We start from the raw sequence: 25580 nt of genomic DNA on the forward strand, positions 1-25580 counted from the left end.
TAGTAATAATTTTGTAATTTTGCGGGCATCTATCGAAATAACAATGGAAATAGCTGGACTTCAACAAATCTATGCCAAGCATCCTAATATGAAAGGGCTGGCTGAATTATTACAGAAAAAAGACATTCATACTATATTTTTTGAAGGGACACATGCGTCTTGCCCTTCGTTTTTTGCTTCCGCATACATCAAGATACATCCGGGAGTGAACCTGTTTATCTTGAACGACCAAGAAGAGGCGGGTTACTTTTATCACGACATGGTGCAGGCGAACGGAGATGCGGATATCTTGTTTTTCCCCTCGTCTTACCGTAGGGCGATAAAGTACGGGCAACGTGATGCGGCGAATGAAATCTTGCGCACGGAAGTATTGACTCGTTTGGGCAAGTCGGCACCTGTATCGGTGGTGACCTATCCCGATGCTTTAGCGGAAAAGGTGGTTTCCAAACAAGAACTGGACACCCAGATGTTAGTGCTGAAGGTGGGACAAGAGATAGAAACTGACAAGATAGCGGAGCAATTGGTCGCTTTCGGATTCGAACATGTAGACTATGTGTACGAGCCGGGGCAATTCGCCACACGGGGAAGCATCCTCGATGTGTATTCCTTCGCTTCGGAATATCCTTACCGTATCGACTTCTTCGGGGAAGAGATAGATAGTATCCGTACCTTTGAGGTTGAATCGCAACTTTCGAAAGAGAAGAAAGATTCGGTCAGTATCGTACCCGAACTTTCCAAAGCATCAGGGGCGGACATCTGTTTCCTCGATTTTATTCCCGATACGGCCGTTTTATGGGCGAAAGACCTGATGTGGGTACGCGAACGCATTCAAGCGGTACACGATGATACATTCGCTCCGCAAGCCATTCAAGCGTATGAAGGCGAGCCGGTAGACTTGGATAACCTGAAAAGGAAATTGGTCGATGGTCCGGAGTTCTTGCAAAAGGCATTGGCTTTCCGGCGGATTGATTTCGGGAATAAAGCGGTAGGTACTCCGCAAGCGGTTCTGACATTCCAAACTTCTATCCAGCCTATCTTCCATAAGAATTTTGATTTGGTATCGAGTACTTTGACCGATTACCTGCAAAGAGGATATCGGTTATATATCTGCTCGGATAGCATGAAGCAGACCGACCGCTTGCGTGATATATTTAAGGAGAGGGGAGATAAGATTACCTTCGAGGCGGTAGACCGTACTTTGCATGAAGGATTCATCGACCATGCCTTGAAGTGCTGCATCTTTACCGACCATCAGATATTCGACCGTTTCCATAAATACAATCTCCGGAGTGATAAGGCACGGAGCGGAAAAGTGGCACTTTCGCTAAAAGAACTGAGCCAGTTCGAGCCAGGCGATTATGTGGTGCATATTGACCACGGTATCGGAAAGTTTGCCGGATTGGTACGCATCCCGAACGGAAATACCACGCAAGAGGTTATCAAGTTAGTTTATCAGAACGATGATGTGGTGTTCGTTTCCATTCATTCTTTACATAAGATATCGAAATACAAAGGCAAGGAAGGCGAGCAACCCCGCATCAGCAAATTGGGTACGGGTGCTTGGGAAAAGATGAAGGAACGCACCAAGACCAAGATAAAAGACATTGCCCGCGACCTCATCAAACTTTATTCGCGCCGCAAACAAGAAAAAGGGTTTAAATACAGCCCCGATAGTTTCTTGCAACACGAATTGGAAGCCAGCTTCCTTTATGAAGATACGCCCGACCAGTTGAAAGCCACTCAAGAAGTGAAGGCAGATATGGAGAGCGACCGTCCGATGGACCGTCTGGTATGCGGTGATGTAGGTTTCGGGAAGACCGAAGTGGCGGTGCGTGCCGCGTTTAAGGCGGTGACCGATAACAAGCAAGTGGCGGTATTGGTACCCACTACGGTATTGGCTTTCCAGCATTTCCAAACCTTTAGCAAGCGTTTGGAAGGGATGCCTTGCAAGGTGGAATACCTGAGCCGTGCCCGCTCGGCGAAAGACACGAGCCGCATTCTGAAAGAACTTGCAGAAGGAAAGGTGGATATTCTTATCGGTACGCATAAGATTATCGGGAAGAGTGTGAAGTTTAAGGATTTGGGCTTGCTCATCATTGATGAGGAGCAGAAGTTTGGGGTAAGCGTGAAAGAGAAGCTCCGCCAGTTAAAGGTGAATGTCGATACGCTTACGATGACCGCTACGCCTATTCCGCGTACCCTGCAATTCTCCTTAATGGGGGCACGTGACCTTTCGGTTATCCAAACTCCGCCGCCCAACCGTTATCCCATACAGACCGAAGTGCATACGTTCAACGAAGAAATCATAGCCGATGCCATTAATTTCGAAATGAGCCGCAACGGGCAAGTATTCTTCGTGAACAACCGCATTCAGAACTTGGCTGAACTGAAGACGATGATTGAACGCAATATTCCTGATTGCCGAGTATGCGTAGGGCACGGGCAAATGAAGCCCGAAGATTTGGAGAAAATCATCTTCGACTTTGTGAATTACGATTACGATGTATTGCTTGCCACTACGATTATAGAAAGCGGCATTGATATTCCCAATGCCAATACCATCATCATCAACCAGGCGCAGAACTTCGGATTGAGTGACTTGCATCAGATGCGCGGACGGGTAGGGCGAAGCAATAAGAAAGCATTCTGCTATCTGTTAGCGCCTCCCTTATCGACTTTGAGTCCCGAAGCCAAACGCCGCTTGCAAGCGATAGAAAACTTCAGTGATTTGGGAAGCGGCATCCATATCGCCATGCAAGACCTCGACATCCGTGGAGCGGGGAATATGTTGGGAGCCGAACAGAGCGGATTTATCGCCGATTTGGGATACGAGACTTACCAAAAGATTCTATCCGAAGCGGTGACCGAATTGAAGAACGATGAATTTGCCGACCTTTATGCCGATGAAATCAAAGCGGGTGAAGAGAAATTGAGCGGAGAAGGATTCGTAGACGAATGTTCCGTAGAGAGCGACCTCGAATTGCTTTTCCCCAACGAATATATCCCAAGCAGCAGCGAGCGCATGTTGCTCTATCGCGAGTTGGATAAGTTAGAATTGGACAAGGACGTAGAAGCCTTCCGTGCCCGCTTGCTCGACCGTTTCGGAAAAATACCGCCCGAAGGCGAAGAACTGATACGCATCGTGCCCTTGCGCCGTATGGCGAAACGGATGGGCATCGAGAAAGTCTTCCTCAAAGCAGGGCGTATGACGCTTTATTTTGTAAGCAACTTAGAGAGTCCGTATTATCAAAGCGAGGCGTTCGGAAAAGTCATCAACTATATGGCACAGAATCCGCGCGAATGCAACTTGCGTGAGCAGAACGGCAAGCGGAGCATGGTTATCAAGAACGTGACGGACGTACAGACCGCCGTGCGCATTATGCAGGAGATAGTAAGTATGCCGGCGCAATAAGTGTGACAAGCGTGTTGCATTCCCGTTTCATTTCGGGGCGGAACATTCTTTTTAACCGACTCATGTGTACGGACGTAAGAAAGAAGGTTTACCTTTACGCTTCGTAAAATATAGAACACAGAGACACAAAGACACAGAGGGTATATAATATGTCTAATCTTTATCTTTATCTTAGAAAATAAAAAAACTCTGTGCCTCCGTGTCTCTGTGTTCAAATAATAAAAGAAAAGTAAGATGAAAAGATTGTTTTTAGTTATCCCGTTGTTCTGTGCTGCACTTTCAGTATCAGCACAGAGTGCGAAAGAGGAGATCTGCCAAATCCCGGCTTTAGCCGCTGGAAAGTATTATGCCTATCAGGCTCCCGATGTACAACTCACTCCGGCTCCCGAAGGTTATGAACCTTTTTATATCTCGATGTTTGCCCGTCACGGTTCGCGTTATCTTACCAAGCAGAAGAAGTACGACAAGCCTTTGGCTATCTTGCGTCATGCCGAGCGACAAGGTATTCTTACCGATGACGGGAAACGGGCATTGAAGGTGGTGGAAAGTTTGGCAAAGGAAGCCGATGGGCGTTATGGTGAACTTACGCCCAAAGGAGCCGAGCAACATCGTGAATTGGTACGCCGTATGTTTGCCCATTATCCTCAAGTATTTGCCGATGGAGTGCACGTGGATGCCCGTTCTACTTACAAGACCCGTGCTTTCCTCTCAATGACCGCCGGATGTGTGGAATTGAAAGGATTGAATCCCAAACTGAATATTACGAATGACGCCAGCAATCACGACCTTTATTATATAAAGTATAAAAATGAACCTTACGAAGCCATTCATTTGGCGAATATGGATTCGGTGTATCATGCCGCCGATAGTGTCTATGTGCATCCCGCACGCTTGATGAAGCAACTCTTCACTCATCCCGAAGTAGTGGAAGACCCTACAGGATTGATGATGGATCTTTTTGAATTAGACGGTATCAGCCAAAGCAGCTACAATCAGCCCGATTTGGCTTTCTTGTTTAACGAGGATGAACGTTACGATTTGTGGCAACGCAATAATTTCGAGTGGTATTACGAAAAAGGCGCATCTCCTTTGAGCGATGCATGTATGTATAAAGTAGAGCGTAATCTGCTTTGCAATTTTGTGGAGACCGCTGATACGGTCATTGCTTCAAAACGAAATTGCGTTACCCTGCGTTACGGTCACGATACCAACTTGGCTCCATTGGCAACTTTGATGGGATGCAATCACTTGTCGGCTTCTACCGCCGATTGGCAAAAGATAGCTGAGACATACCGCACTTATCGCCTTATTCCAATGTGTGGCAATGTGCAGCTTATTTTTTTCCGCAAGCCAGGTGATGAGGATATTCTAGTAAAGCTCCTCTTGAACGAACGTGAGGTGACACTCCCTGTTAAGACCGATTGCGCGCCTTTCTATCATTGGAAAGATGTACGGGCATATTGGATGCAGGTAGTAGAAAGCATCGATTTGCCTGAAGTGGAGGTGATGCAAGAAGATTAATGAATGGTGTAGGGCCATTTTGTAATGTGAATGTAATAAGCAAGCTCTTTGATAACCGGAAATAAGGTTATAAGGGCTTGCTTATTTGTTGTAACGAAAATGAAATGTCTCTGCAATCTTCTTGAAAAAGCCGCTCCATATTTTTGCTGCATCAAAAGCAAACAGGAAAAGAGATTGTATGAAAAAGAGAGTGATTTTGGGCTTGGCTTTGCTGACAATAGGAGCTGGCGCAAGTGCGATGAACCTGAAAGGTAAAATCAAAGATGCAAAGACAGGTGAAGAGATTATCGGAGCCTCGGTAGTAGTGAAAGAAGAACCTTCGAAAGGTGCAGTGACGGGGCTTGACGGTAGTTTCAGCCTTTCGGTAAACCGTCCTACGTTCACGATTGTCTGCACTTATATCGGTTATAAGAATTACGAGATGAAGGTGACTTCGAAAGATGCCGATATAGAAATCCCATTGACAAGCGATGACGTATTGCTGGGCGAGGTCACGGTAGTGGCTACAAATCCCGGACGAAGTGAGGCGGGAGCGCGTGCCATTGAGCGTAAAGCAATGAATGTGGTGAACGTGATGAGCGCAAAAGCCATCGAGCTTTCTCCGGATATCACGGTGGCGAATGTTATCCAGCGTATGTCGGGTGTAACGATAGAACGCAACAGTAGCGGAGAAGGTCAGTATGCCATTCTTCGTGGTATGGACAAGCGTTACAATTATACCTTGATTAATGGGGTGAAAATTCCAAGCCCGGATAACAAAAACCGTTTTGTTCCTCTTGACATATTTCCTTCTGAAATGCTTGACCGTTTGGAGGTGACCAAATCGCTTACCGCAAACATGGAAGGCGACGGTATCGGCGGTGCGGTGAATCTTGTGATGAAGGATGCGCCTACAGAACGCCAGTTCACGGCAAGTGTCTCTACAGGTTATAACGCTATGTATTTCGACCGCGATTTCCAGTCGTTCGACCATAAGGCTATTGTAAAAGACTCTCCTTACGAGCGGATGGGGAAGCCTGAATACTTCCGTGTGACTCCTGATGATTTTAATTATGATAATCTTCACATGAAATGGAGCAAGCCGATGCCCGATTTGAATGCGAGCCTTTCATACGGTGACCGTTTCTTTGATGACCGTTTAGGGGTAATGGTGGCAGGAACATTCTTGAATACCTATCGTGGCAAGGAAAGCCAAATCTATTATCAGCCGGGGCGCGAAAGCGGCAATATCGAATACCGTAACTATTCTTCTCAACAGACTCGTATTGGTGCACACGTGAAACTGGACTATCATATCAATGAAAATAATAAGCTGACTTGGTATAATGGGTATATGGATATGCGTGAAGCGGAGGTGCGTGACCAAAAAGACGATGACGAAGAACATGTACGCATGAAGTGGAACCGGCAATACATTATTAATTCTACGTTGAAAGGCGAACACGGTTTCCTTGATGACCACGCTTTGCGTTTGAATTGGTCGGCTGTAGCATCAAAAGCTTATAATGAGACGCCTGATAATGCGGAAGTAGGTTTGCTGGATGGCGGTAAGCGTGTAGCGGTGAACGATGCGTTGATACGCCGTTGGGAACATAATTCCGACCGTGACTTTGCCGGATATATTGACTTGATGTACAAATTGAACCTTTCGAATGGTTCATCGTTCGATTTTTCCGTCGGAGGTATGTATCGTGACAAGAAACGTGACAGTTACTTTAATGAATACAAGTTTAAGACAACAAACGGTGACCCGCAGATAAAGGGGGAAGACTGGAATAATTTCGATGAAATCGTTTTCCCCGATGTGAGCAGCCGTAATATTAGCGGGGCTTTGAACTATGATGCGACCGAGAAGATAGGGGCAGGATATGGAATGGTAAAATATACATGGAGCAAATGGGAATTGATTGCGGGTGTGCGTGTGGAACATACCGACCAAGGTTATGTGCTGAAGTTCCCGACTGAAAATGCAGATCCTGAAGGCAATCAGAAATATACGGATGTATTGCCCAGCTTCCATGCAAAATACAATGTACACGAGAATGCCAATTTACGCTTCTCGTATGCCCGTGCCATTAACCGTCCAAGTTTCTTTGAGATTGTGCCTTACACCATTTTCAATGAAGATTTTGACGAGAAAGGTAATCCGGATTTGAAACATACGGTGGCGGATAATGTGGATTTGCGTTACGAGTTTTTCCCGAAGTCTTCCGAACAGTTTATGGTCGGTTTGTTCTACAAACATTTGAAGAATCCGATTGAAACAGGGTTGTTGAACATGGGACAAAACACATATTATGTACCGATGAACTTCGGAGATGCGGACAATATGGGTGTAGAAGTGGATGTGATGAAATACTTTAATTGGTTCGGCATTAAAGCGAATTATACCTATACGCATTCGAAAATTACGACAGATAAGCGAATCATGGAAGGTTCGGAAGTGAAGACCGTCCGTCAATCACGTCCGTTGTATGGTCAGGCTGGGCATGTAGTGAATCTCTCACTGCTCTTTAAGAGTACGAAATACGGTTGGGAAGGGCAAATTGCCGGAAGTTATACGGGCAAACGCTTGAGCGAGGTTTCTAATTATTTTGATGACGATATTTGGGAAGACGGTTATTTCCAATTGGACGCGTCAATAGAAAAAAGTTTTAAATGCGGTGTGAATCTTTTTGCCAAAGCCTCTAATCTGTTGGACATTCCGTTGCTCCGCTATACGCACAAAGGTCCGCATACAGACGGTGTGACAAATTTTGAACGTAAGAATGGAAATCTGATAGAGCGTAAGGAATGGCACGGTCAGACCATTATGTTGGGCGTGAGATATAAACTGTAGAAAGCAAAACAAAACATATTGACTAACAAACACATTTAATTTTTACAATTATGAACTTTAAGAAGTATTTATTCGTAGGCGCAGCCTTGATGAGCGTATCATTCTTTGCTGCTTGTAGTGATGACGAGAACGAACCGGAAAATCCACCGGTAGAAGAACCGGGTGGTGAAGATCCAGATGAGCCTCAAGGTCCGGTAAGTTTGGAAGACCAATGGAACAATACCAATACGGTGATTTGGCCTGCTGATACTGTAATTAATCTGACCGAACACTATACAGTTCCTGAAGGAAAGACTTTGATTATTAAAGAAGGTGTACAAATCATTGCAAGTACAGAAGGTGTAGGTGCAAATTTACTTCCGGTAGAATTTACAGTAAATGGAAATCTGTATTGTGAAGGAACCGAAGAAAAGCCTGTTCTTTTCTCTATTCCTGAAGCTGACCGGACGGAAGCCAATACATTCGCAGGTTTGTGGGGTGGTATTGTAGCCGGAAGTACTTGCGAAGAAATGCTGATTGACCATGCAATTATCGAATATACGGGTGGTGATGTATTGGAAGGTGCTCCCGCTGCTAACGCAGGATATTATGAAGCAGGTGACGATGCTTATCCGCAGATTACTACCAATAACGTAAACGGCAAGTATGTCATTACAAATTCTATCCTTCGCAACGGTGTGTCGGATGCCATTTATATGATGGGCGGTAATGCCATTATCATGAACAACTTGTTTATCGCAAACGGTGAGACAGGCGAGGAAGCGGTTAATGTGAAATCGGGTTGCCAAGTAGATGTAGTAGGTAATGTAATGTATGCTCCGAACACCAACGCCTTGAAGCTGTCAAGCTCTGACCAAAGTGACGTTCGCGCTCAAGCTAAGATTCAGGCTTACAACAATACCATCATCAATGCCGGATGGCGTCGCGACAGCGATAAAGGCGGCGGTATTTATGCGGAAGAAAACGTAGCCGTACATGTTTACAACAACTTGCTTGTGAACTGCAAATTCCGTGCAATGACTCCGGGATTGGATAACTTAGCTAATGTAGAGGGTGGCTATGACGATAAGAATTCGGTTATCGATTATAACTATTATGCTTCAGGAAGTCAGGAAGTAGACCCCGCATACGTTTACGAGCAAGGCATTCATTATTCTTGGCAAGGATACAATTACGAACACGAAGATTACCATGTAGGTGTGGTTGACGTAAATAGCGTTATTGCAACCGAAGAGGATAGCAAAGACCCGATGTTTGCTAACTATGATATCAATGCCACTTCGTTGACTAACTATGTTTATAATGATGCTTGGGATTTCCACTTGACTGCTGGTTCTCCGGCGTTGGCTGGCGCATACGATGCAAACGAGTCAACAATGGCTCCACTCTTCGGAACAACCGGTCTGACGGTTAACGGTGAGACTTATACGACTCCTGCTCCTCAACCTTACTTCGGTGCGTATGGCGCAGAATAATTTTAATTTGGTATCTCTGATACAACTCTGATACATTCTTTTTTCCTGAAAGTCCGGGGCTGAAAAGCGTTCAGTACCTCGGACTTTATTCGTTCTTACTGTGATAAGTAAATTGGTTAAGATTATTGTATTTCAAAAAATAGCATTACTTTTGCATAGCAGAATTACATTTTAGATAGAAAATTATGGAAATCAATTATACAACACAAGGTACTTGTAGTACTCGTATTGAGGTGGAAGTGGAGGACGGCATTGTAAAAAATGTGCGCTATACGGGAGGATGTAACGGGAATTTGCAAGGCATCAGTGCTTTAGTGAAAGGAATGCCAGTAGAAGAAGTTATCGCTCGATTAGAAGGCATTCGGTGTGGAAATAAAATCACTTCGTGCCCAGACCAGCTTTGCAAAGCATTGCGTTCGATGAAAGTATGAATGTATTGATAATTAATGCTAGTCCGCGCCCGAAAGGAAATATCTCCCGTATGCTGAATGTAATGGAGGAGGAAGCTGTAAGGGTAGGGATGCAGGTTTCATCAATTCGTGTTTCCGATTTGTGTGTACATCCTTGTACAGGATGTATGGTGTGTCGTTCTAAACAAGTTTGTGTGTTGCCCGAAGATGATGCCCAACGGATGATTCGTCTGATTCAGGCATGTGATGTACTGATTATCGGTGCACCTTGTTATTGGGGCAATATGCCGGGTGAATTGAAGGTATTATTCGATCGTATGGTGTATGGAATGATGAGTGAAAGCCCAAGAGGCATTCCTCGGGCTTTACATCGAGGCAAGCGGACGGTGTTGGTGAGTACGTGTACTACGGTTTATCCTTTTAATATCTTATTTCATCAAACACGCGGAGTTATCCGTGCGTTGAAAGAAATATTGAAATGGAGTGGATTTAAAGTTGTTGATACGATTGAAGTGGGAGGTACCAAGCAGTCTCCCGTAAGTGAAAAAAAACTGGAGCGTTGCCGTCGAGTAGTACGGAAATTAGAATGAATTAAATCTAGAATACAAAGATACGGAGTTTTATATAGATAAATTTATGAGTCTCTGTGGTTTTGTATCTTTTTGTGCTCAATGTCATAATTATGGGTAAGACAATCAAAATACGATGGCTTGTGATTTTATTTTGGGAGATAGTTACATGTGCGTTTTTGCTTTCTGCTTGTAGTGGAAAACAGAAGATGCAGACTGGAATTGCTGAAAAAGGAGACACTCTGCGGTTGGCGTATGCGCAATATTTAACGATTGTAAAGTACAAAGCATTTACACAAGTCACAGTACGCAATCCATGGGATTTAACACGTGTCTTGCATACTTACTTGTTAGTAGATAAACGAAAGCCTCTACCTCGTGTATTGCCTCAAGGTACGGTAGTGCGTATTCCGTTAGAACGGATGCTGGTTTATTCGGCAGTACATTGTGGATTGTTCGATGAACTAGGAATGGTAGAAGCGGTGCGTGGAGTATGCGATTTGCCGTATATCCGTTTGGAGAAAATACATCGGCGTGTGGCTGAGGGAAAAGTAACTGATGTCGGAAGTAGTATGAGTCCTAATATCGAGCGTGTGATTGCTTTGCGTCCTGATGGTATCTTGCTTTCACCTTTTGAAAATGGCTCGTACGGAAGGATTGAAAAATTAGGTGTTCCGTTAATAGAATGTGCTGACTATATGGAAACTTCGGCATTGGGACGTGCTGAATGGATGCGTTTTTATGGAATGTTGATTGGAAAGGAATACGAGTCGGATTCTTTGTTTACAAAGGTGGAATATGCGTATCAAGCATTGCGGCATGTAGCGGATGAAACAGAAGAAAAGCCTGTCGTATTAGCGGAATTGAAGCAAGGTTCAGCGTGGTATGTGCCTGGCGGAAAGAGTGTTACGGGGCAGATGTATGCTGATGCCGGTGCGTGTTATGCTTTCGGGACTATTGCTGAAAATGGCTCCGTTCCCTTGTCCTTCGAAACCGTATTTGACCGTGCCCGTCATGCTGATTATTGGTTGATTAAATATAATCAGATGCATGACAAGACTTATGCTGAATTAGAGCGGGATTATCGTCCTTACGCTGGATTTGATGCATTTCGAAAGCGGAGGATATATGGATGTAACACTGCGAAAGTTCTTTATTATGAGGAAACTCCTTTTCATCCCGAACGGTTGCTAAAGGACTTAATTGCGGTATTTCATCCTAATTTGTTCCCTAATTATGAGATGCGTTATTTCACGCCATTGTCTGAATAAATATATGAAAGCAAATAAGAACCATATTTGTATAACAATGCTAGTAATGGCAGTGTTGGCACTTGTAGCAGCAAATCTTTACTGGGGAGCTGTATCAATTCCTGCGGATGAAGTGACCGCTATTCTTTTGGGGAGTGATTCTTCTGATTCAGGCTGGAACTTTATCGTATGGGAATCTCGTGTTCCTCAATGTATTACGGCTTTGCTTTGTGGGGCAGCATTGGCTGTATCTGGATTGATTTTGCAGACAGTTTTTAGTAATCCGCTTGCGGATTCTTCTATTTTAGGTATTAGTTCTGGTGCTAGTTTAGGCGTGGCATTAGTCGTGTTGGCAGGTGGAGGAAGTATTGTGACGGGGCAATTTGTGCTTTCTGGTTTCCTTTCGATGGTGGTAGGGGCATTTGTCGGAGCGATGATAGTAATGCTCGCTGTACTTTTTCTTTCTGTTCTGATTCGTAATAGTGTAATGTTACTTATTGCGGGTATTATGATAGGATATTTGACTTCTTCCGTTATATCTTTACTCAATTTTTTTGCTACAGATGAGGGGGTTCATTCGTTTGTTATTTGGGGATTGGGTAGTTTTGGAGGTGTATCATCTGTTCAACTTCCAGCTTTTTCGGTAATTATGTTTTTGGGGTTGCTAGCTGCCTTGTTTATGGTAAAACCTCTTAACACTCTTTTGTTGGGACCTCGTTATGCTGAGAATTTAGGTATTCGTGTGCGTCATGTGAGGTCGTGGTTATTAGTAATAGTTGGTTTCCTTACTGCAGTAACTACTGCATTTTGTGGACCTATTGCTTTTATTGGACTTGCAGTTCCCCATGTGGCGCGTATGTTGTTAGGCACAGCAAACCATCGTTTTTTGCTTCCGGTGACTTTACTGACAGGATGTGTTGTAGCTTTGCTTTGCAATTTGCTATGTTTACTTCCTGGTGAACGTGGGGTTATTCCTCTTAATGCCGTTACTCCTGTGTTGGGAGTACCGGTTATTATTTATGTTATAATTCGCCAACGCAGTTCATTCCATAAATAACATAGCCAGCGATACCGCTTAGTACGATAAGTAATATAGGATTAGTTTTGAAGCAATAGGAGGCTATGAAAGTAATGAGGAACAATACGGTACTGATGATAATTTGTAAGCTATCAGTTCCAAAATTTTCACTGTTTATCAGTACCAAAGCTGCTGCTGCTAGCAAGCCTACTACACCGGGACGTAATCCACTGAACACTGCAGCTACAGCTGGGTGTTTTTGGTATTTGAGGAAGAAGCGGCTGATAAGTACCATAAGAATGAATGAAGGTAGCACTACTGCTCCGGTGGTGATGATAGAACCTAAGATGCCTAAGGCGTGCGAATAGCCTGCACCCACTACCGCAGAATAGCCTACGTAGGTGGCTGAATTGATTCCAATAGGACCCGGAGTCATTTGACTGATAGCGATAATATCGGTAAATTCGGTTGAAGTAAGCCATTCGTGGCGTGTCACTACTTCACCTTGTATCATGGAAATCATGGCATAGCCTCCTCCAAATCCAAAGAGGCCGATTTTGAAGAATGCGTAGAAAAGTTGTAAGAAAAGCATTTTTTGTTTTAGTTAATAATGGATAGTTAATAATGAATATTTGATACTTAGTAACAGTATACGTAAACTTTTAATTTTCAATTTTTAATTCTCAATTTCCCATAAATGTATCCACCCAATCCGCTCAGGATAATGACATAGATAGGCGAGAAACCTAAGAGCCAAATAAGAAGTGCGGAGACTATTGGTATCCATGCATTATAACGATTGATACGGGCAGACTTTGCCATTTTAAATGTTGGAGCAGCTATCAATGCGACTACGGCAGGACGGATGCCCTTGAATATGCTTTCCACCGCTGGATAGTGCTTGAACTGCTGGAAGAAAAGGGCGATAGCAAGGATGACGAGAAACGAAGGTAAGATAGTGCCTAATGCCATCCAGAAAGCTCCCCAAAAACGGCGTAGCTTGTAGCCTATGAAGATGGCAATATTGACTGCAAAGATGCCAGGAACAGTTTGCGCTAGTGCCATTAAGTCGAGGAAGTCTTCGCGAGTAATCCATTTCCGTTTGTCGACCAGTTCATCTTCAATCAGAGGAACCATGGCATATCCTCCGCCGATGGTGAACATCCCAATGCGAGTGAAGATGAGAAATGATTTGATGTAAAAGTTCATATCGTTTGAGTTTATTCGTTTTTCTTATATACGCTGGGCGGTACGCCATAAAATTTTTTGAATGTATCTGCAAAGTATTTTGGGTCGGCGAATCCCATGCGGTCGGAAACTTCCGCTACGGTATATTGCCGGCTTTTCAGTAAGGCAGCAGCTTCCTGCATACGGATGTTGCGAATGAATTCATTGGGTGGGATACCGGTGAGTGCCTTCATTTTGTTATAAAATCCAGTGCGGCTCATGTTCATCTCTGCGCAGAGGGTGTCTACAGTCAGATCGCCACTTAGGTTTTCTTTAATGAATGCAGTGACATGTTGTATGAATTTTTCGTCCAATCCTGATGGAAGGTGAATTTCTTCAGCAGACGGATCCGGTTCCATTGAAGCTTGTTTCAGTCTCTTGCGGATAAATTCGCGGTTTTCTAATAGGTTGCTGATGTTGGCTTTCAATACGGTGAGGTCGAATGGTTTTACGATGTGCATATCTGCCTTAGTTTGCAAGCCTCGTAAAATATCTTCACGGGTACCGAGGGCAGTGAGCAGGATGACGGGTATATGGCTGGTTTCGATATCACTTTTCAAGATTCCGCACATCTCTTCGCCATTCATTACAGGCATCATCACATCTGAAATGACCAAGTCGGGCGGTGTGATATGTATTTTGTCAAGTGCTTCTTGCCCGTTGCCAGCTTCTTCTGTGTAATAAGTATCCGCCAGACTTTCTGCTAAAAAACTGCGTAGGCTCGTGTTGTCCTCCACTATTAGGATATGGGGGGCATTGGGAGGGGTTTGCTGTGTGTTCGCAAGTCGGGGAACATTCGTGAACACTTCTTCTTGTTTTTCTTCTTCAGACAAGACGTTTTCAGGGATGTTTTCAGCTTGGTACAGATAGCGTTCGCTCTGTATGGGGAAACTCAAAGTAAAGGTAGTTCCTATGCCTTCTGTACTAGTATAGCTTATCCGTCCTTCGTGATTACGTATTAGGCGATAGGTAAGCAACATTCCGATACCAGAACCTGTGATGAGTTGGTTTGTGGCGTTTCGTCCGCGGAAAAGGAAACGGAACAGTTTCTTTTGGTCTTCCTTAGAGATACCTATGCCCGTATCTTCAATGTTCAGTGTCCAACGGTTTTTGGCGCGTCCGGCTTCTATTCGTACTTCTCCTCCGCTTGGTGTATATTTTAAGGCATTACTGATAAGGTTACGCAGGATAGAATCCATTTTATTACGGTCTATCCATACTTCGAATTTTTCAGGTGCACTTTTGTAATGCAAAGCAATGTTTTTTTGTTCTGCATACGCCTTAAATTGTGTCAGGTAGGTTTGTAGGTATTGGTTCAATTCGTACCGTGATACCGTGGCTTGTGAACTATAATAACTTTCTTTTTGGAAATTGATAAGATTATTTGCTAGTTCAGACAGATTTTCTGTGTTTTGCAGAGCGAGGTTTAGATTTCTCACCCCTTTGTCACTTAACTGTTCGTCTTTTAGTATCTCACCTAAAGGAGCCTTAATGAGGGTAAGTGGGGTACGAATATCGTGTGCAGTATGAACAAAGAAGTTGATTTTTTCTTGTGATACTTGTTTTTCATGGCGGATGATTTTAATGCGCACGATGAGCCACGTGATGCCGATAATGATAAATGCATAACCTAAAAATGCCCAAAAAGTGAGCCATACCGGACGTCCTATCAAGATGCGGATACTTCGTTCTTCTATAGGTTGGTGACTATTGGTCAGTACCGCTCGTACGCGGAGGGTATAATTGCCCGGCGATAGATTGGTATATTGGATAAGTCCATCGGTTGTAAGGGAAGACCATTGGTCGTAAAATCCTTCTAATTTCCATGTGTAGGCAATATTAGATGGATTATCAAAATTAATGGATGAAACATTAAGCGAGAACGTGTTTTGGTCGTATCTTAGTTTGATTTGCTCAGTTTGGTCAATAGGTTGGGAAAGTGGTGAGTCTTGCCCATCGGGGTGAACCGTACGATACATGATTTTTAGGTCGGTAAATACGATATGATTATAGAATTCGCTAGGCAATTTGATATCATCAGGAAGGACAATAGCACCTTCGTTGCTTCCAAATATCAGGACGCCGTCGCGGGTATGGAGGGCGGCATTCGGATTGAAGCTAGCAGCAAGAAGGCCTTGTTCTTTAGTCCAATTGGTAAAAGACTTTTCTGCGCAATCAAAGAAAGACAAGCCATTTTCGGTACCTATGTAAAGGTTTCTGTTTCGGTCTGAAATAATGCAATAGATATTGTCGCTTCCTATGCCGCTATTTTCAGTATGGTAATGGATGAATTCAGTCTTGCCGTTAGGCAAAACAAATAATCCGTTTCCGTATGTGCCAATGTAGGTATTCTGTACCGAATCTGTGTAAATTACGTTGATACATCCCATTTGTTCATTTTCTAAAGGACGGAATTCTTGAGTTGTCTTGTCGAAGATATAAATACCATTAATGGTTCCAATCCATAAAGAATGTGCGTCTCTTTGTTGGATTGTTGTAACAGGATATCCAATGTTGTATTCATTGGTAAGGTTTGTTTGTGGATTATGCGACTTTAGGCGATAAAAACCACCGGTCCATACTAATCCGTCCGTATCGCGGTAGATGCATCGGATGTATTTGTCTGGACCTTCATCGGGAGTGATGCTATGTTGTTGATAAAACGTGGTTTTCCGTGTATGCTTGTTTATCATGTAAACGCCTGACATGTAGCCTCCGGCAAGGATGAGTCCGGGTTTTACTTCACAAAGCGAGGCGAAAATGCGGTTTTCGCTTTCGTTATTCGTTCCGGATTCATCGGTGAGGAAGTTTATCCATTGGTCTTTGTCTTTTTGATAGCAGCTTATTCCGTTGCTGGTGGCATACCAAATGTCGCCTTCCGCGTCTTCTAAGATGGCGTTCACACAATTGTTGGCAAGTGAGTGAGGATTATTGGGCGAATGCTTAACCCACTTATAGCTGGGATAATGTTCCGAGTAAATGGTAATGCCGGTGGGGTAGACCACGCTCCAAAGTCTTCCAGACAGGTCTTGGTAAATGTCTTTGATGATGTTTCCGTTCATCTTGTTGGGGGTATGCGGGTCTTCACGTAAGAAAGGCGCGAGATATCCACGGCTTACCTCTAACCGATAAATGCCTTTTCCGTCGGTGGCGATGTAAAGTGTATCGGGACGTTGACGGTCAGGGATAATCTTGTTGATGCCAATGTCTTTCATTGATTCGCCCATCGAGATGAGTTTACCTTCTTGTGGGTTGTAGATAAAGAGTTTATCAAGCAGGCTGTTGATAACCAACTTTTTTGTAGGGCGGTGATAATAGATATAGTCTATCAATTGAAGGGAAGGCAGGACAATCGGACGGGCATTTGTAATCTTGCCTTCTTTGAGTTGGATTCGGCAGACTTGCCTTTCGGTGGCAAGATAGAACTCCGTGTCATTGGCTTGTGTGATACAAGTGATTTTCCCTTGAAGAGGATTCGTTGACTTGTAAACCTGTTTTCCTTTTATATCATATAAAATGATATGTTGGTCTACACAAAACCACACGCGGTCGGCATCGTCCATATAAACGGCAGATATAGGACGTTTTTTTAATTCGGGATAACGCTGCTTTAGGTCGAACGCAAGTTGGAACGAGTCTTTTCGCTCATCGTAATGAAAAAGGAAACCGTCTTTCCCTATTTCATATACTTTCCCATTGTGGTCTGTATGGAGGATGTTTAGGTTGGGATAGAAATTGAGGGCTTTCCCTTTGTGACAGAGGTTATAATGAGTGAACCGTTTCCCGTCATAGCGGTCCACGCCCTTATGGGTAAGTACCCAGATGTAGTATTGTTTTCCTTGTCCGATAGAAAGTACCCGTCTGCTGCTAAGTCCGTTATCCATGTCGATGTATTCGAATATCTGGGCTTTTGCAGGGAGTAAGGATGCTAATATCAGCCCCATTAGGATAAAGAACTTGTGTAGCATAACGGTGAATATTTAATTTTAGATTGAACACAGAGGCACAAAGACACAAAGAAATTAATTTTCATAAAAACTCTGTGTCTTCGTGTCTCTGTGTTTGTTTTTTGATGAATTATTTATGCGCTTCTACCCATTTGCGTGCATTGACGAAGGCTTCCATCCACGGAGTGATTTGGTCTTCATAAATGCGGTTAGCCGGATAGTAAGCGTTTTCCCACGGGAAGCAAGCACGTTCCAAATGGGGCATCATTGCTAAATGGCGTCCGTCTTGGCTGGCAATACCTGCTACGCTGTAATCCGACCCGTTCGGGTTGCCCGGATATTCATCATACGAATACTTCAACACTACGTTGTAATGGTCTTCGGGATAAGGCAGAGAGAACTTGCCTTCGCCGTGAGCCACCCAGATACCCAACTTCGAACCGCTCAGTGAACCGAACATTACGCTCCGGTTCATCGGAACGGTCACGCCCAAGAATGCCGATTCGAACTTATGTGAATCGTTGTGGAGCATCTTGCCTTGTTTCTTGTCTTCGGGAGTAATCAAGCCCAATTCCATCATCAGCTGGCATCCGTTGCATACGCCCAATGAAAGCGTGTCTTTACGTGCGTAGAAGTTATCGAGTGCCGTTTTGGCTTTCGGATTGAACAGGAAGGTGCCTGCCCATCCTTTAGCAGAGCCTAATACGTCTGAATTAGAGAATCCTCCGCAGAACACAATCATGTTGATGTCCTCCAAGGTCTCGCGTCCGCTTACCAAGTCGGTCATTGTCACGTCTTTCACATCGAAACCTGCCAAGTAAAGCATGTATGCCATTTCACGTTCTCCATTGGTTCCTTTCTCACGGATGATAGCAGCCTTGATGCCGCTTGGTGTACGGCGGTTAGGGTCAAGATCAAATTGGGAAAGTTTTCCGGTAAATGACTTGTCGAATACGATTTCAAGTGGTTGCTTCTTGTAATTTTCGAAACGTTTCTTGGCGCATCCGTTCATGCTCTGTTTGCGGTCGAGCAGGTAAGAAGTAGAATACCATACGTCACGCAGATAATCAATACCGAACTGATAGGTAGCATCGTCTAACGTAACGAGGATGTGGCGTTCTTCGGTGGGCGTTCCTAATTTCACGAAACCTACACCTGCTTCTTCCAATATCTTCTTCACTTCGTGCTTGTGCTTGTCGGCTACTTGGATAACCACACCCGGATTTTCGGCGAAAAGAATCTTCACGATGTCTTCATGCTTGAACTTGTTGAGGCTGATTTCCATACCGCCTTCTGTATTGGCGAAGCACATTTCAAGCAAAGTGGTAATGAGACCTCCGGCTGAGATGTCGTGTCCTGCCAAAACCAATCCTTTATTTACCAGTTCCTGAACGGCGAGGAATGCGTCGCGGAAGTATTCGGGATTCTGTACGGTAGGTACATCATCGCCTATCTTATTCAAAGATTGGGCAAAAGCCGAGCCTCCCAAGCGAAGCTGGTCGAAGCTGAAATCGATGTGATAGAAAGTTGTCTTCGGGTCGTTCACCATGACCGGAGAAACTACTTTCTTGATATCCGATACTTCGCCTCCTGCAGATACGATAACGGTTCCCGGGCTGATAATCTTTTCGCCGTTCGGATATTTCTGGGTCATCGAAAGCGAATCCTTGCCTGTAGGAACGTTGATTTGCAAAGCGCAACAGAAGTCCGACAAGGCTTTCACCGCTGTATAAAGACGTGCGTCTTCGCCTTCTTGCGAACGGCAGGGCCACATCCAGTTGGCAGAAAGCGAGAGGCTGTCCATGCCGTCAGCCAAAGGTGCCCATACAATGTTGGTCAAGGCTTCGGCTACAGACAGTACAGAGCCGTATGCCGGATTGGCAAGACCAGCTTGCGGAGCATGTCCGAGAGCTGTGGCGATACCTTTTTCACCGCGATAATCAAGTGCTACCACACCGCAATCGCTCAAAGGCAACTGGAGTTCGCCTTGACATTGTTGGCGTGCGATTTTACCTGTAACCGAACGGTCTACCTTATTGGTCAGCCAGTCTTTGCAGGCTACGGCTTCCAGTTGGAGCACACGGCGCACATATTCGTTTAATTTAGCGACATCATAGGTCACGTTTTCATAATGACGCTCTACGGTCTTGTCTACCATATAAGTCTTAGGAGAAGAACCGAACATCTGGTCTACGGCAAGATCGAACGGACGTACACCGTCGGCTTGTTCGAATGCGAAACGATGGTCTCCTGTAGTTTCTCCTACTACGTACATCGGAGCGCGTTCGCGTTCGGCAATCTTCTTTACGTGTTCGATAGATTCTTCTTCAATCAGCAATCCCATACGCTCTTGCGATTCATTGGCAATGATTTCCTTTGCGGAAAGCGTTTCGTCTCCGATAGGAAGTTTGTCCATGTGAATCAGACCGCCACATTCTTCCACCAATTCCGATAAGCAGTTTACGTGACCTGCCGAACCGTGGTCGTGGATGGAAACAATGGGGTTGGTATCTTCTTCGCACAAGGCACGTACCACATTATAAGCACGTTTCTGCATTTCTGCATTGGCACGTTGTACGGCGTTCAGCTCGATACCCGATGAATAACGTCCGGTCTCTACCGAAGATACAGAGCCGCCTCCTAGTCCGATGCGGTAATTATCGCCTCCTACTACTACGATTTCATCACCGGCTTCGGGAGTACCTTTCAAGCAGTCGCGTTTTGTTCCGTAGCCCACACCTCCGGCAAGCATAATTACCTTATCGTAGGCATATTTCTCGTTGTTCTCTTGGTGTTCGAACGTCAATACCGAACCGCAAATCAATGGTTGGCCGAACTTGTTTCCGAAGTCAGAAGCACCGTTTGATGCTTTGATAAGAATCTGTTCGGGAGTCTGATACAACCATTTGCGCACGGGCAGGATGTCTTCCCATTCACGTCCTTCATCGGTACGTGGATAAGAAGTCATATAGACAGCTGTACCTGCTATCGGCCACGAACCTTTACCTCCGCCCATACGGTCGCGGATTTCACCTCCTGTACCTGTAGACGCACCGTTGAACGGCTCTACCGTGGTAGGGAAGTTATGGGTTTCCGCCTTCAGGGAGATAACGGTCTTTATGTCTTTAATAATGAAGTAATCGGATGTAGAATGGTCAGCAGGAGCGAATTGCTCTACTACGGGACCTTCGGCAAAAGCCACATTGTCTTTATAAGCCGAGATAATCTTGTTCGGGTTTTCCTGTGTAGTCTTCTTAATCATCTGGAACAAGGACGATTCCATTTCCTTCCCGTCGATGATGAAAGTCCCTCCGAAGATTTTATGGCGGCAATGTTCCGAATTGATTTGAGCGAAGCCGAACACTTCCGAGTCGGTCAGCTTGCGTCCCAAGTCTTTCTCTACTTTCAACAGGTAGTCCATCTCCTCGCGTGAAAGAGCCAGCCCTTCCTGTTCGTTGTAAGCCTCTAAGTCTTCGATGTAAATGATGGGTTGAGGCTTGATGTTCACGTCAAATATCTGTTGGTTGAGTCCGTGGTACATACGTTGCAGCATCGGGTCGTGTTCCGCGTTCTCGTCTTTTACGGGGAAGTATTCCTCGATACGGCGAATGCCTGTAAGCCCCATGTTTTGGGTAATCTCTACCGCGTTCGTACTCCACGGCGTAATCATTTCGCGGCGTGGACCGATGAACCAACCTTGTAAATTCTCTTCCTTTTCTACCGTAGCATTGCTATACAGCCAACTCAGCTTTTGGATGTCGTCTGCATTCATTTCCTTGTTGCATTGGGTAGCAATCACACTTTGATTGGGTGTTCTGAAAAATAGAATCATACGCTTGTTTGGATTAAAAATGTATTTTCTGATGAATCAATGTGCAAAGTTACACAATTACTTGGAATAACCGAACAAATTTGGGAAAATCCATATCCAATGTGTTTAGTTCACTATGATTTCTTTGTGCAGTAGGCTGGGTTTTATGTTTTCCGTTCCAAAAACGTACGTTCTTGCAATGGAAAACGTACGTTTTTGGGACGAAGAACGTATGTTTTTGGAACGAAGAACGTAGAATGCAGCTATCAGCGTGAAGCTTTTCAAGTATATGGATAGGCAAACTCTCCTAGTTGCGTATGGGTTTGTATATATTTTCGGTTGCTTTTTGTTTCGAATCGGATAATGATTCTGCTTTCTTTTCGATATTAGCGAGGAAAATTGTAGGTAATTTCGCAAAAAAGTAGCATCTTTGCACTATGAATTGGATAGAACAGGTTACCATACTGGATTTATTGATAAAAGGGTTTATAGTGGGAGTGGTGGTTTCTGCTCCGTTAGGACCTGTGGGCGTTCTTTGTATTCAACGTACATTGAATAAGGGACGCTGGTTTGGTTTTGTGACCGGATTGGGAGCGGCGTTAAGCGATATTTGCTATGCGTTGCTTACGGGATACGGCATGAGTTTTATGGACGAGCTGATCGTTAAGCACCAACTCTTTCTGCAAGTAGTGGGAAGCATTATGTTGTTGGCTTTTGGTGTTTATACGTTTCGGAGCAATCCGGTGAAATCATTGCGCCCTTCTTCGGGAAAGCGGGGAACGTACTTGCATAATTTTGTCACTGCTTTTTTTGTTACATTTTCCAATCCGTTGATTATCTTCCTGTTTATCGGTCTCTTTGCCCGTTTCTCGTTTGTGATGCCGGGCAGCCCTATCGGATTCCAGTTGGTAGGCTATCTTGCTATCATATTGGGAGCCGTCACGTGGTGGTTTAGCATTACGTATTTTGTCAATAAGGTGCGTACTCGGTTCAATGTGCGAGGCATCTGGATGCTAAATCGTATCATCGGCGTGGTGGTGATGATTGCGGCAATTGTAGGTATTGTATTTGCTTGTCTCGGAAAATCATTAGCTTGATATGTATATCTCTCAACAATTAAAACAACAGAATATTGCGGAATACCTGCTTTATATGTGGCAGGTGGAAGACTTGATTCGCGCCAACGGGTTCGATATCGAGCAGATAAAGAAGTGTATTATCGAACCTTATCCTTCGCTTTCCGAAGCTCAGAAGAAAGAATTGACGCAATGGTATATTGATTTGATCAACATGATGCATGACGAAGGAGTGATGCAGAAAGGGCATTTGCAAATCAATAAGAACATTATCGTATGGCTGACCGATTTGCATTTGCGCTTGCTTCGTTCGCCTAAGTTCCCTTATTATAGTGCTGCTTATTACAAGGCTTTGCCCTTTATCGTAGAGCTTCGGGCAAAGGGCGCGGATAAGGATGTGCCTGAATTGGAAACATGTTTCGATGCAATGTATGGCGTGTGGATGCTGAAACTGCAAAAGAAAGAGGTGAGTGAAGACACCCAAAAAGCGGTGAAAGTAATCAGTGATTTGCTGGCAATGCTTGCCGGTTATTATATAAAGGATAAAAAGGGAGAATTAGATTTAGATTGATATGAAAAATGTATTGGTCACAGGTGCAAATGGCCAGTTGGGTAATGAAATGCGCCTTCAGGCTGAAGCGAATAAAGAATTTAATTATTTCTTTACCGATGTGGTTGAGCTGGATATTTGCGATGAACAAGCGGTTGAGGCTTATGTAAAAGCGCATGAGATTGATGTTATCGTGAATTGTGCGGCATATACGGCGGTCGATAAAGCGGAAGACAATGTGGATTTGTGTGATAAGCTGAATCGTTTGGCTCCGGGATATTTGGCTAAGGCAATTCAGAGCCGCAACGGATGGCTGGTGCAAGTATCCACCGATTATGTTTTCGATGGTACGGCGCATATCCCTTATCGGGAAGACCACCCTACCTGCCCGAATTCGGTATATGGCTCGACAAAATTAGCCGGAGAACAGGAAGCGATGAAGTATTGTCCGAACACGATGATTATCCGTACGGCTTGGCTTTATTCTACGTTTGGCAATAATTTTGTAAAGACTATGCTGCGTTTAGGATGTGAAAAAGAATCGTTGGGTGTTATTTTTGACCAAATCGGTACTCCGACTTATGCCCGCGATTTAGCTTCGGCTATTTATGCGGCATTGAATAAAGGAATCGTACCGGGTGTTTATCATTTCAGTAATGAAGGGGTCTGTTCGTGGTATGATTTTACGAAAATGATTCATCAATTGGCAGGAATAACTACTTGCCGTGTCCGTCCGCTCCATACTGAAGAATATCCGACTCGGGCAACTCGTCCGCATTATTCGGTTTTGGATAAGACGAAAATCAAACAAACGTATCAAATAGAAATTCCTTATTGGGTAGATAGTTTGAAAGAATGTATTCAAAAATTGAAAATTGAGAACAATAATAAATATGGCAAATCAGGAGATTGAAAGAAGAAGGACATTTGCGATTATCGCGCATCCGGATGCCGGTAAAACCTCATTGACCGAGAAATTGTTGCTTTTCGGAGGTCAGATTCAGGTGGCAGGTGCTGTAAAGTCGAATAAGATTAAGAAAACCGCTACATCCGACTGGATGGATATCGAAAAACAACGTGGTATTTCGGTTACGACATCTGTGATGGAGTTTGATTATCATGATTATAAGGTAAACATTTTGGATACGCCCGGTCACCAGGACTTTGCGGAAGATACGTATCGGACTTTGACCGCAGTAGATAGTGTAATCATTGTGGTGGACGGTGCAAAGGGTGTAGAAACACAGACCCGTAAGCTGATGGAAGTGTGCCGTATGCGTAATACGCCGGTAATTATATTCGTCAATAAAATGGACCGGGAAGCTAAAGACCCGTTCGACTTGTTGGATGAACTGGAAGAGGAATTGGTAATCAATGTACGTCCGTTGACATGGCCAATTGAGAGCGGTCCGCGTTTTAAAGGTGTATATAACATCTATGAAAAGAAATTGAACTTGTTCCAGCCTTCGAAGCAAGTAGTGACGGAAAAGGTTGAGGTAGATATACATACCGAAGACTTGGATAATCACATCGGCGCGCCGTTGGCTGAGAAGCTTCGGAATGATTTGGAGTTGATAGAAGGGGTATATCCCGCATTTAATGTGGATGAATACTTGAAAGGGGAACTGGCTCCGGTGTTCTTCGGGTCTGCATTGAATAATTTCGGTGTGCAGGAATTGTTGGATTGTTTTGTGGAGATAGCTCCCAGTCCGCGTCCGGTGCAGGCAGAAGAACGTATGGTGATGCCCGATGAACCCAAGTTTACCGGTTTTGTATTTAAGATTACTGCTAATATCGACCCGAACCACCGTTCTTGTGTGGCATTCTGCAAAGTATGTTCAGGCAAGTTTACTCGTAATACGCCTTATTTGCATGTGCGTCATAACAAGACGATGCGTTTCTCGTCGCCTACACAATTCATGGCACAGCGCAAGACTACGGTAGACGAGGCTTGGGCAGGCGATATTATCGGTTTGCCGGATAACGGGACATTTAAAATCGGCGATACATTGACCGAAGGTGAAATGCTTCATTTCAAGGGTTTGCCCAGTTTCTCTCCGGAAATGTTCAAGTACATTGAAAATGCCGATCCGATGAAGACCAAGCAATTGAATAAAGGCATTGACCAGTTGATGGACGAGGGTGTGGCACAGTTGTTCATCAATCAATTCAACGGTCGGAAATTGATTGGTACGGTAGGGCAGTTGCAGTTCGAGGTCATCCAATATCGTTTAGAAAACGAATACAATGCGAAGTGTCGTTGGGAGCCGGTCAGTCTGTATAAGGCTTGTTGGATAGAGAGCGATGACCCCGAAGAGTTGGAAGCCTTCAAGAAGCGTAAATTCCAGTATATGGCAAAAGACCGTGAAGGTCGCGATGTCTTCCTTGCCGATAGCGGATATGTGCTTCAGATGGCTCAGAATGACTTTAAGCATATTAAGTTCCACTTTACCAGTGAGTTCTGATAATCCGGTT

General features: G+C 44.3%; 16 protein-coding genes. 12 read left to right on the forward strand and 4 right to left on the reverse strand.

The window, feature by feature from the left end; genetic code table 11:
- Positions 1 to 43 precede the first annotated feature (43 nt).
- From mfd to B5F91_RS01750, 8 genes are all read left to right on the forward strand, one after another.
- A complete protein-coding gene (mfd, locus tag B5F91_RS01715; RefSeq protein ID WP_087427373.1) occupies positions 44 to 3412 on the forward strand; it encodes a transcription-repair coupling factor in 3369 nt (1122 codons plus the stop codon).
- Positions 3413 to 3646: 234 nt separating this feature from the next.
- Positions 3647 to 4933: a histidine-type phosphatase gene (locus B5F91_RS01720; protein ID WP_087427374.1), complete on the forward strand. Its 1287-nt coding sequence runs from the start codon at positions 3647 to 3649 to the stop codon at positions 4931 to 4933.
- Between the two features lie 178 nt (positions 4934 to 5111).
- Positions 5112 to 7772 carry a TonB-dependent receptor gene (locus B5F91_RS01725; RefSeq protein ID WP_087427375.1) on the forward strand — a complete coding sequence of 887 codons (2661 nt, stop codon included), beginning with the start codon at positions 5112 to 5114 and terminating at the stop codon, positions 7770 to 7772.
- 50 nt (positions 7773 to 7822) lie between these two features.
- Positions 7823 to 9247, forward strand: coding sequence for a hypothetical protein (locus B5F91_RS01730; RefSeq protein ID WP_087427376.1), 1425 nt, complete (start codon positions 7823 to 7825; stop codon positions 9245 to 9247).
- Between the two features lie 185 nt (positions 9248 to 9432).
- Entirely contained in the window at positions 9433 to 9678 is a 246-nt protein-coding gene (locus B5F91_RS01735) for a TIGR03905 family TSCPD domain-containing protein (protein WP_087427377.1), read from the forward strand.
- Positions 9675 to 10247: a flavodoxin family protein gene (locus B5F91_RS01740; RefSeq protein ID WP_087427378.1), complete on the forward strand. Its 573-nt coding sequence runs from the start codon at positions 9675 to 9677 to the stop codon at positions 10245 to 10247. Before B5F91_RS01735 ends, B5F91_RS01740 begins: the two co-directional genes overlap by 4 nt.
- A 188-nt stretch (positions 10248 to 10435) precedes the next feature.
- The gene (locus B5F91_RS01745) at positions 10436 to 11497 is read left to right on the forward strand and encodes an ABC transporter substrate-binding protein (protein ID WP_239416141.1); all 1062 of its coding nucleotides are present in this window, start codon (positions 10436 to 10438) and stop codon (positions 11495 to 11497) included.
- A gap of 4 nt (positions 11498 to 11501) precedes the next feature.
- Positions 11502 to 12533, forward strand: coding sequence for an iron ABC transporter permease (locus B5F91_RS01750; protein WP_087427380.1), 1032 nt, complete (start codon positions 11502 to 11504; stop codon positions 12531 to 12533).
- On the opposite strand, the gene B5F91_RS01755 is transcribed toward B5F91_RS01750, so the two are convergent.
- From B5F91_RS01755 to purL, 4 genes are all read right to left on the reverse strand, one after another.
- Positions 12499 to 13086 (reverse strand): chromate transporter, encoded by a 588-nt coding sequence (locus B5F91_RS01755; protein WP_087427381.1) that lies wholly within the window; start codon positions 13084 to 13086, stop codon positions 12499 to 12501. The two genes, B5F91_RS01750 and B5F91_RS01755, sit on opposite strands and share 35 nt — an antisense overlap.
- 77 nt (positions 13087 to 13163) lie before the next feature.
- Positions 13164 to 13703, reverse strand: coding sequence for a chromate transporter (locus tag B5F91_RS01760; protein WP_087427382.1), 540 nt, complete (start codon positions 13701 to 13703; stop codon positions 13164 to 13166).
- A gap of 11 nt (positions 13704 to 13714) precedes the next feature.
- Positions 13715 to 17689: a hybrid sensor histidine kinase/response regulator transcription factor gene (locus B5F91_RS01765; protein WP_087427383.1), complete on the reverse strand. Its 3975-nt coding sequence runs from the start codon at positions 17687 to 17689 to the stop codon at positions 13715 to 13717.
- A gap of 109 nt (positions 17690 to 17798) precedes the next feature.
- Positions 17799 to 21500, reverse strand: a complete 3702-nt coding sequence (gene purL, locus B5F91_RS01770; protein ID WP_087427384.1) for a phosphoribosylformylglycinamidine synthase — start codon at positions 21498 to 21500, stop codon at positions 17799 to 17801.
- Positions 21501 to 21916: 416 nt separating this feature from the next.
- Here purL and B5F91_RS01775 point away from each other — a divergent pair, with 416 nt between their 5' ends.
- The 4 genes from B5F91_RS01775 to B5F91_RS01790 are packed head-to-tail and all read left to right on the forward strand — an operon-like array spanning position 21917 to position 25570.
- Positions 21917 to 22576: a LysE family transporter gene (locus tag B5F91_RS01775; RefSeq protein ID WP_087427385.1), complete on the forward strand. Its 660-nt coding sequence runs from the start codon at positions 21917 to 21919 to the stop codon at positions 22574 to 22576.
- A gap of 1 nt (position 22577) precedes the next feature.
- Positions 22578 to 23126 (forward strand): DUF4924 family protein, encoded by a 549-nt coding sequence (locus B5F91_RS01780; protein ID WP_087427386.1) that lies wholly within the window; start codon positions 22578 to 22580, stop codon positions 23124 to 23126.
- A 1-nt stretch (position 23127) separates the two neighbouring features.
- A complete protein-coding gene (gene rfbD, locus B5F91_RS01785) occupies positions 23128 to 24018 on the forward strand; it encodes a dTDP-4-dehydrorhamnose reductase (RefSeq protein ID WP_087427387.1) in 891 nt (296 codons plus the stop codon).
- Positions 23999 to 25570 carry a peptide chain release factor 3 gene (locus tag B5F91_RS01790; RefSeq protein WP_087427388.1) on the forward strand — a complete coding sequence of 524 codons (1572 nt, stop codon included), beginning with the start codon at positions 23999 to 24001 and terminating at the stop codon, positions 25568 to 25570. The genes rfbD and B5F91_RS01790 overlap by 20 nt, the downstream gene beginning before the upstream one ends.
- Positions 25571 to 25580: the final 10 nt, after the last annotated feature.

Origin of the sequence: Bacteroides sp. An322 (assembly GCF_002161765.1) — a bacterium.
Classification (GTDB): Bacteria; Bacteroidota; Bacteroidia; order Bacteroidales; family Bacteroidaceae; genus Phocaeicola; species Phocaeicola merdavium.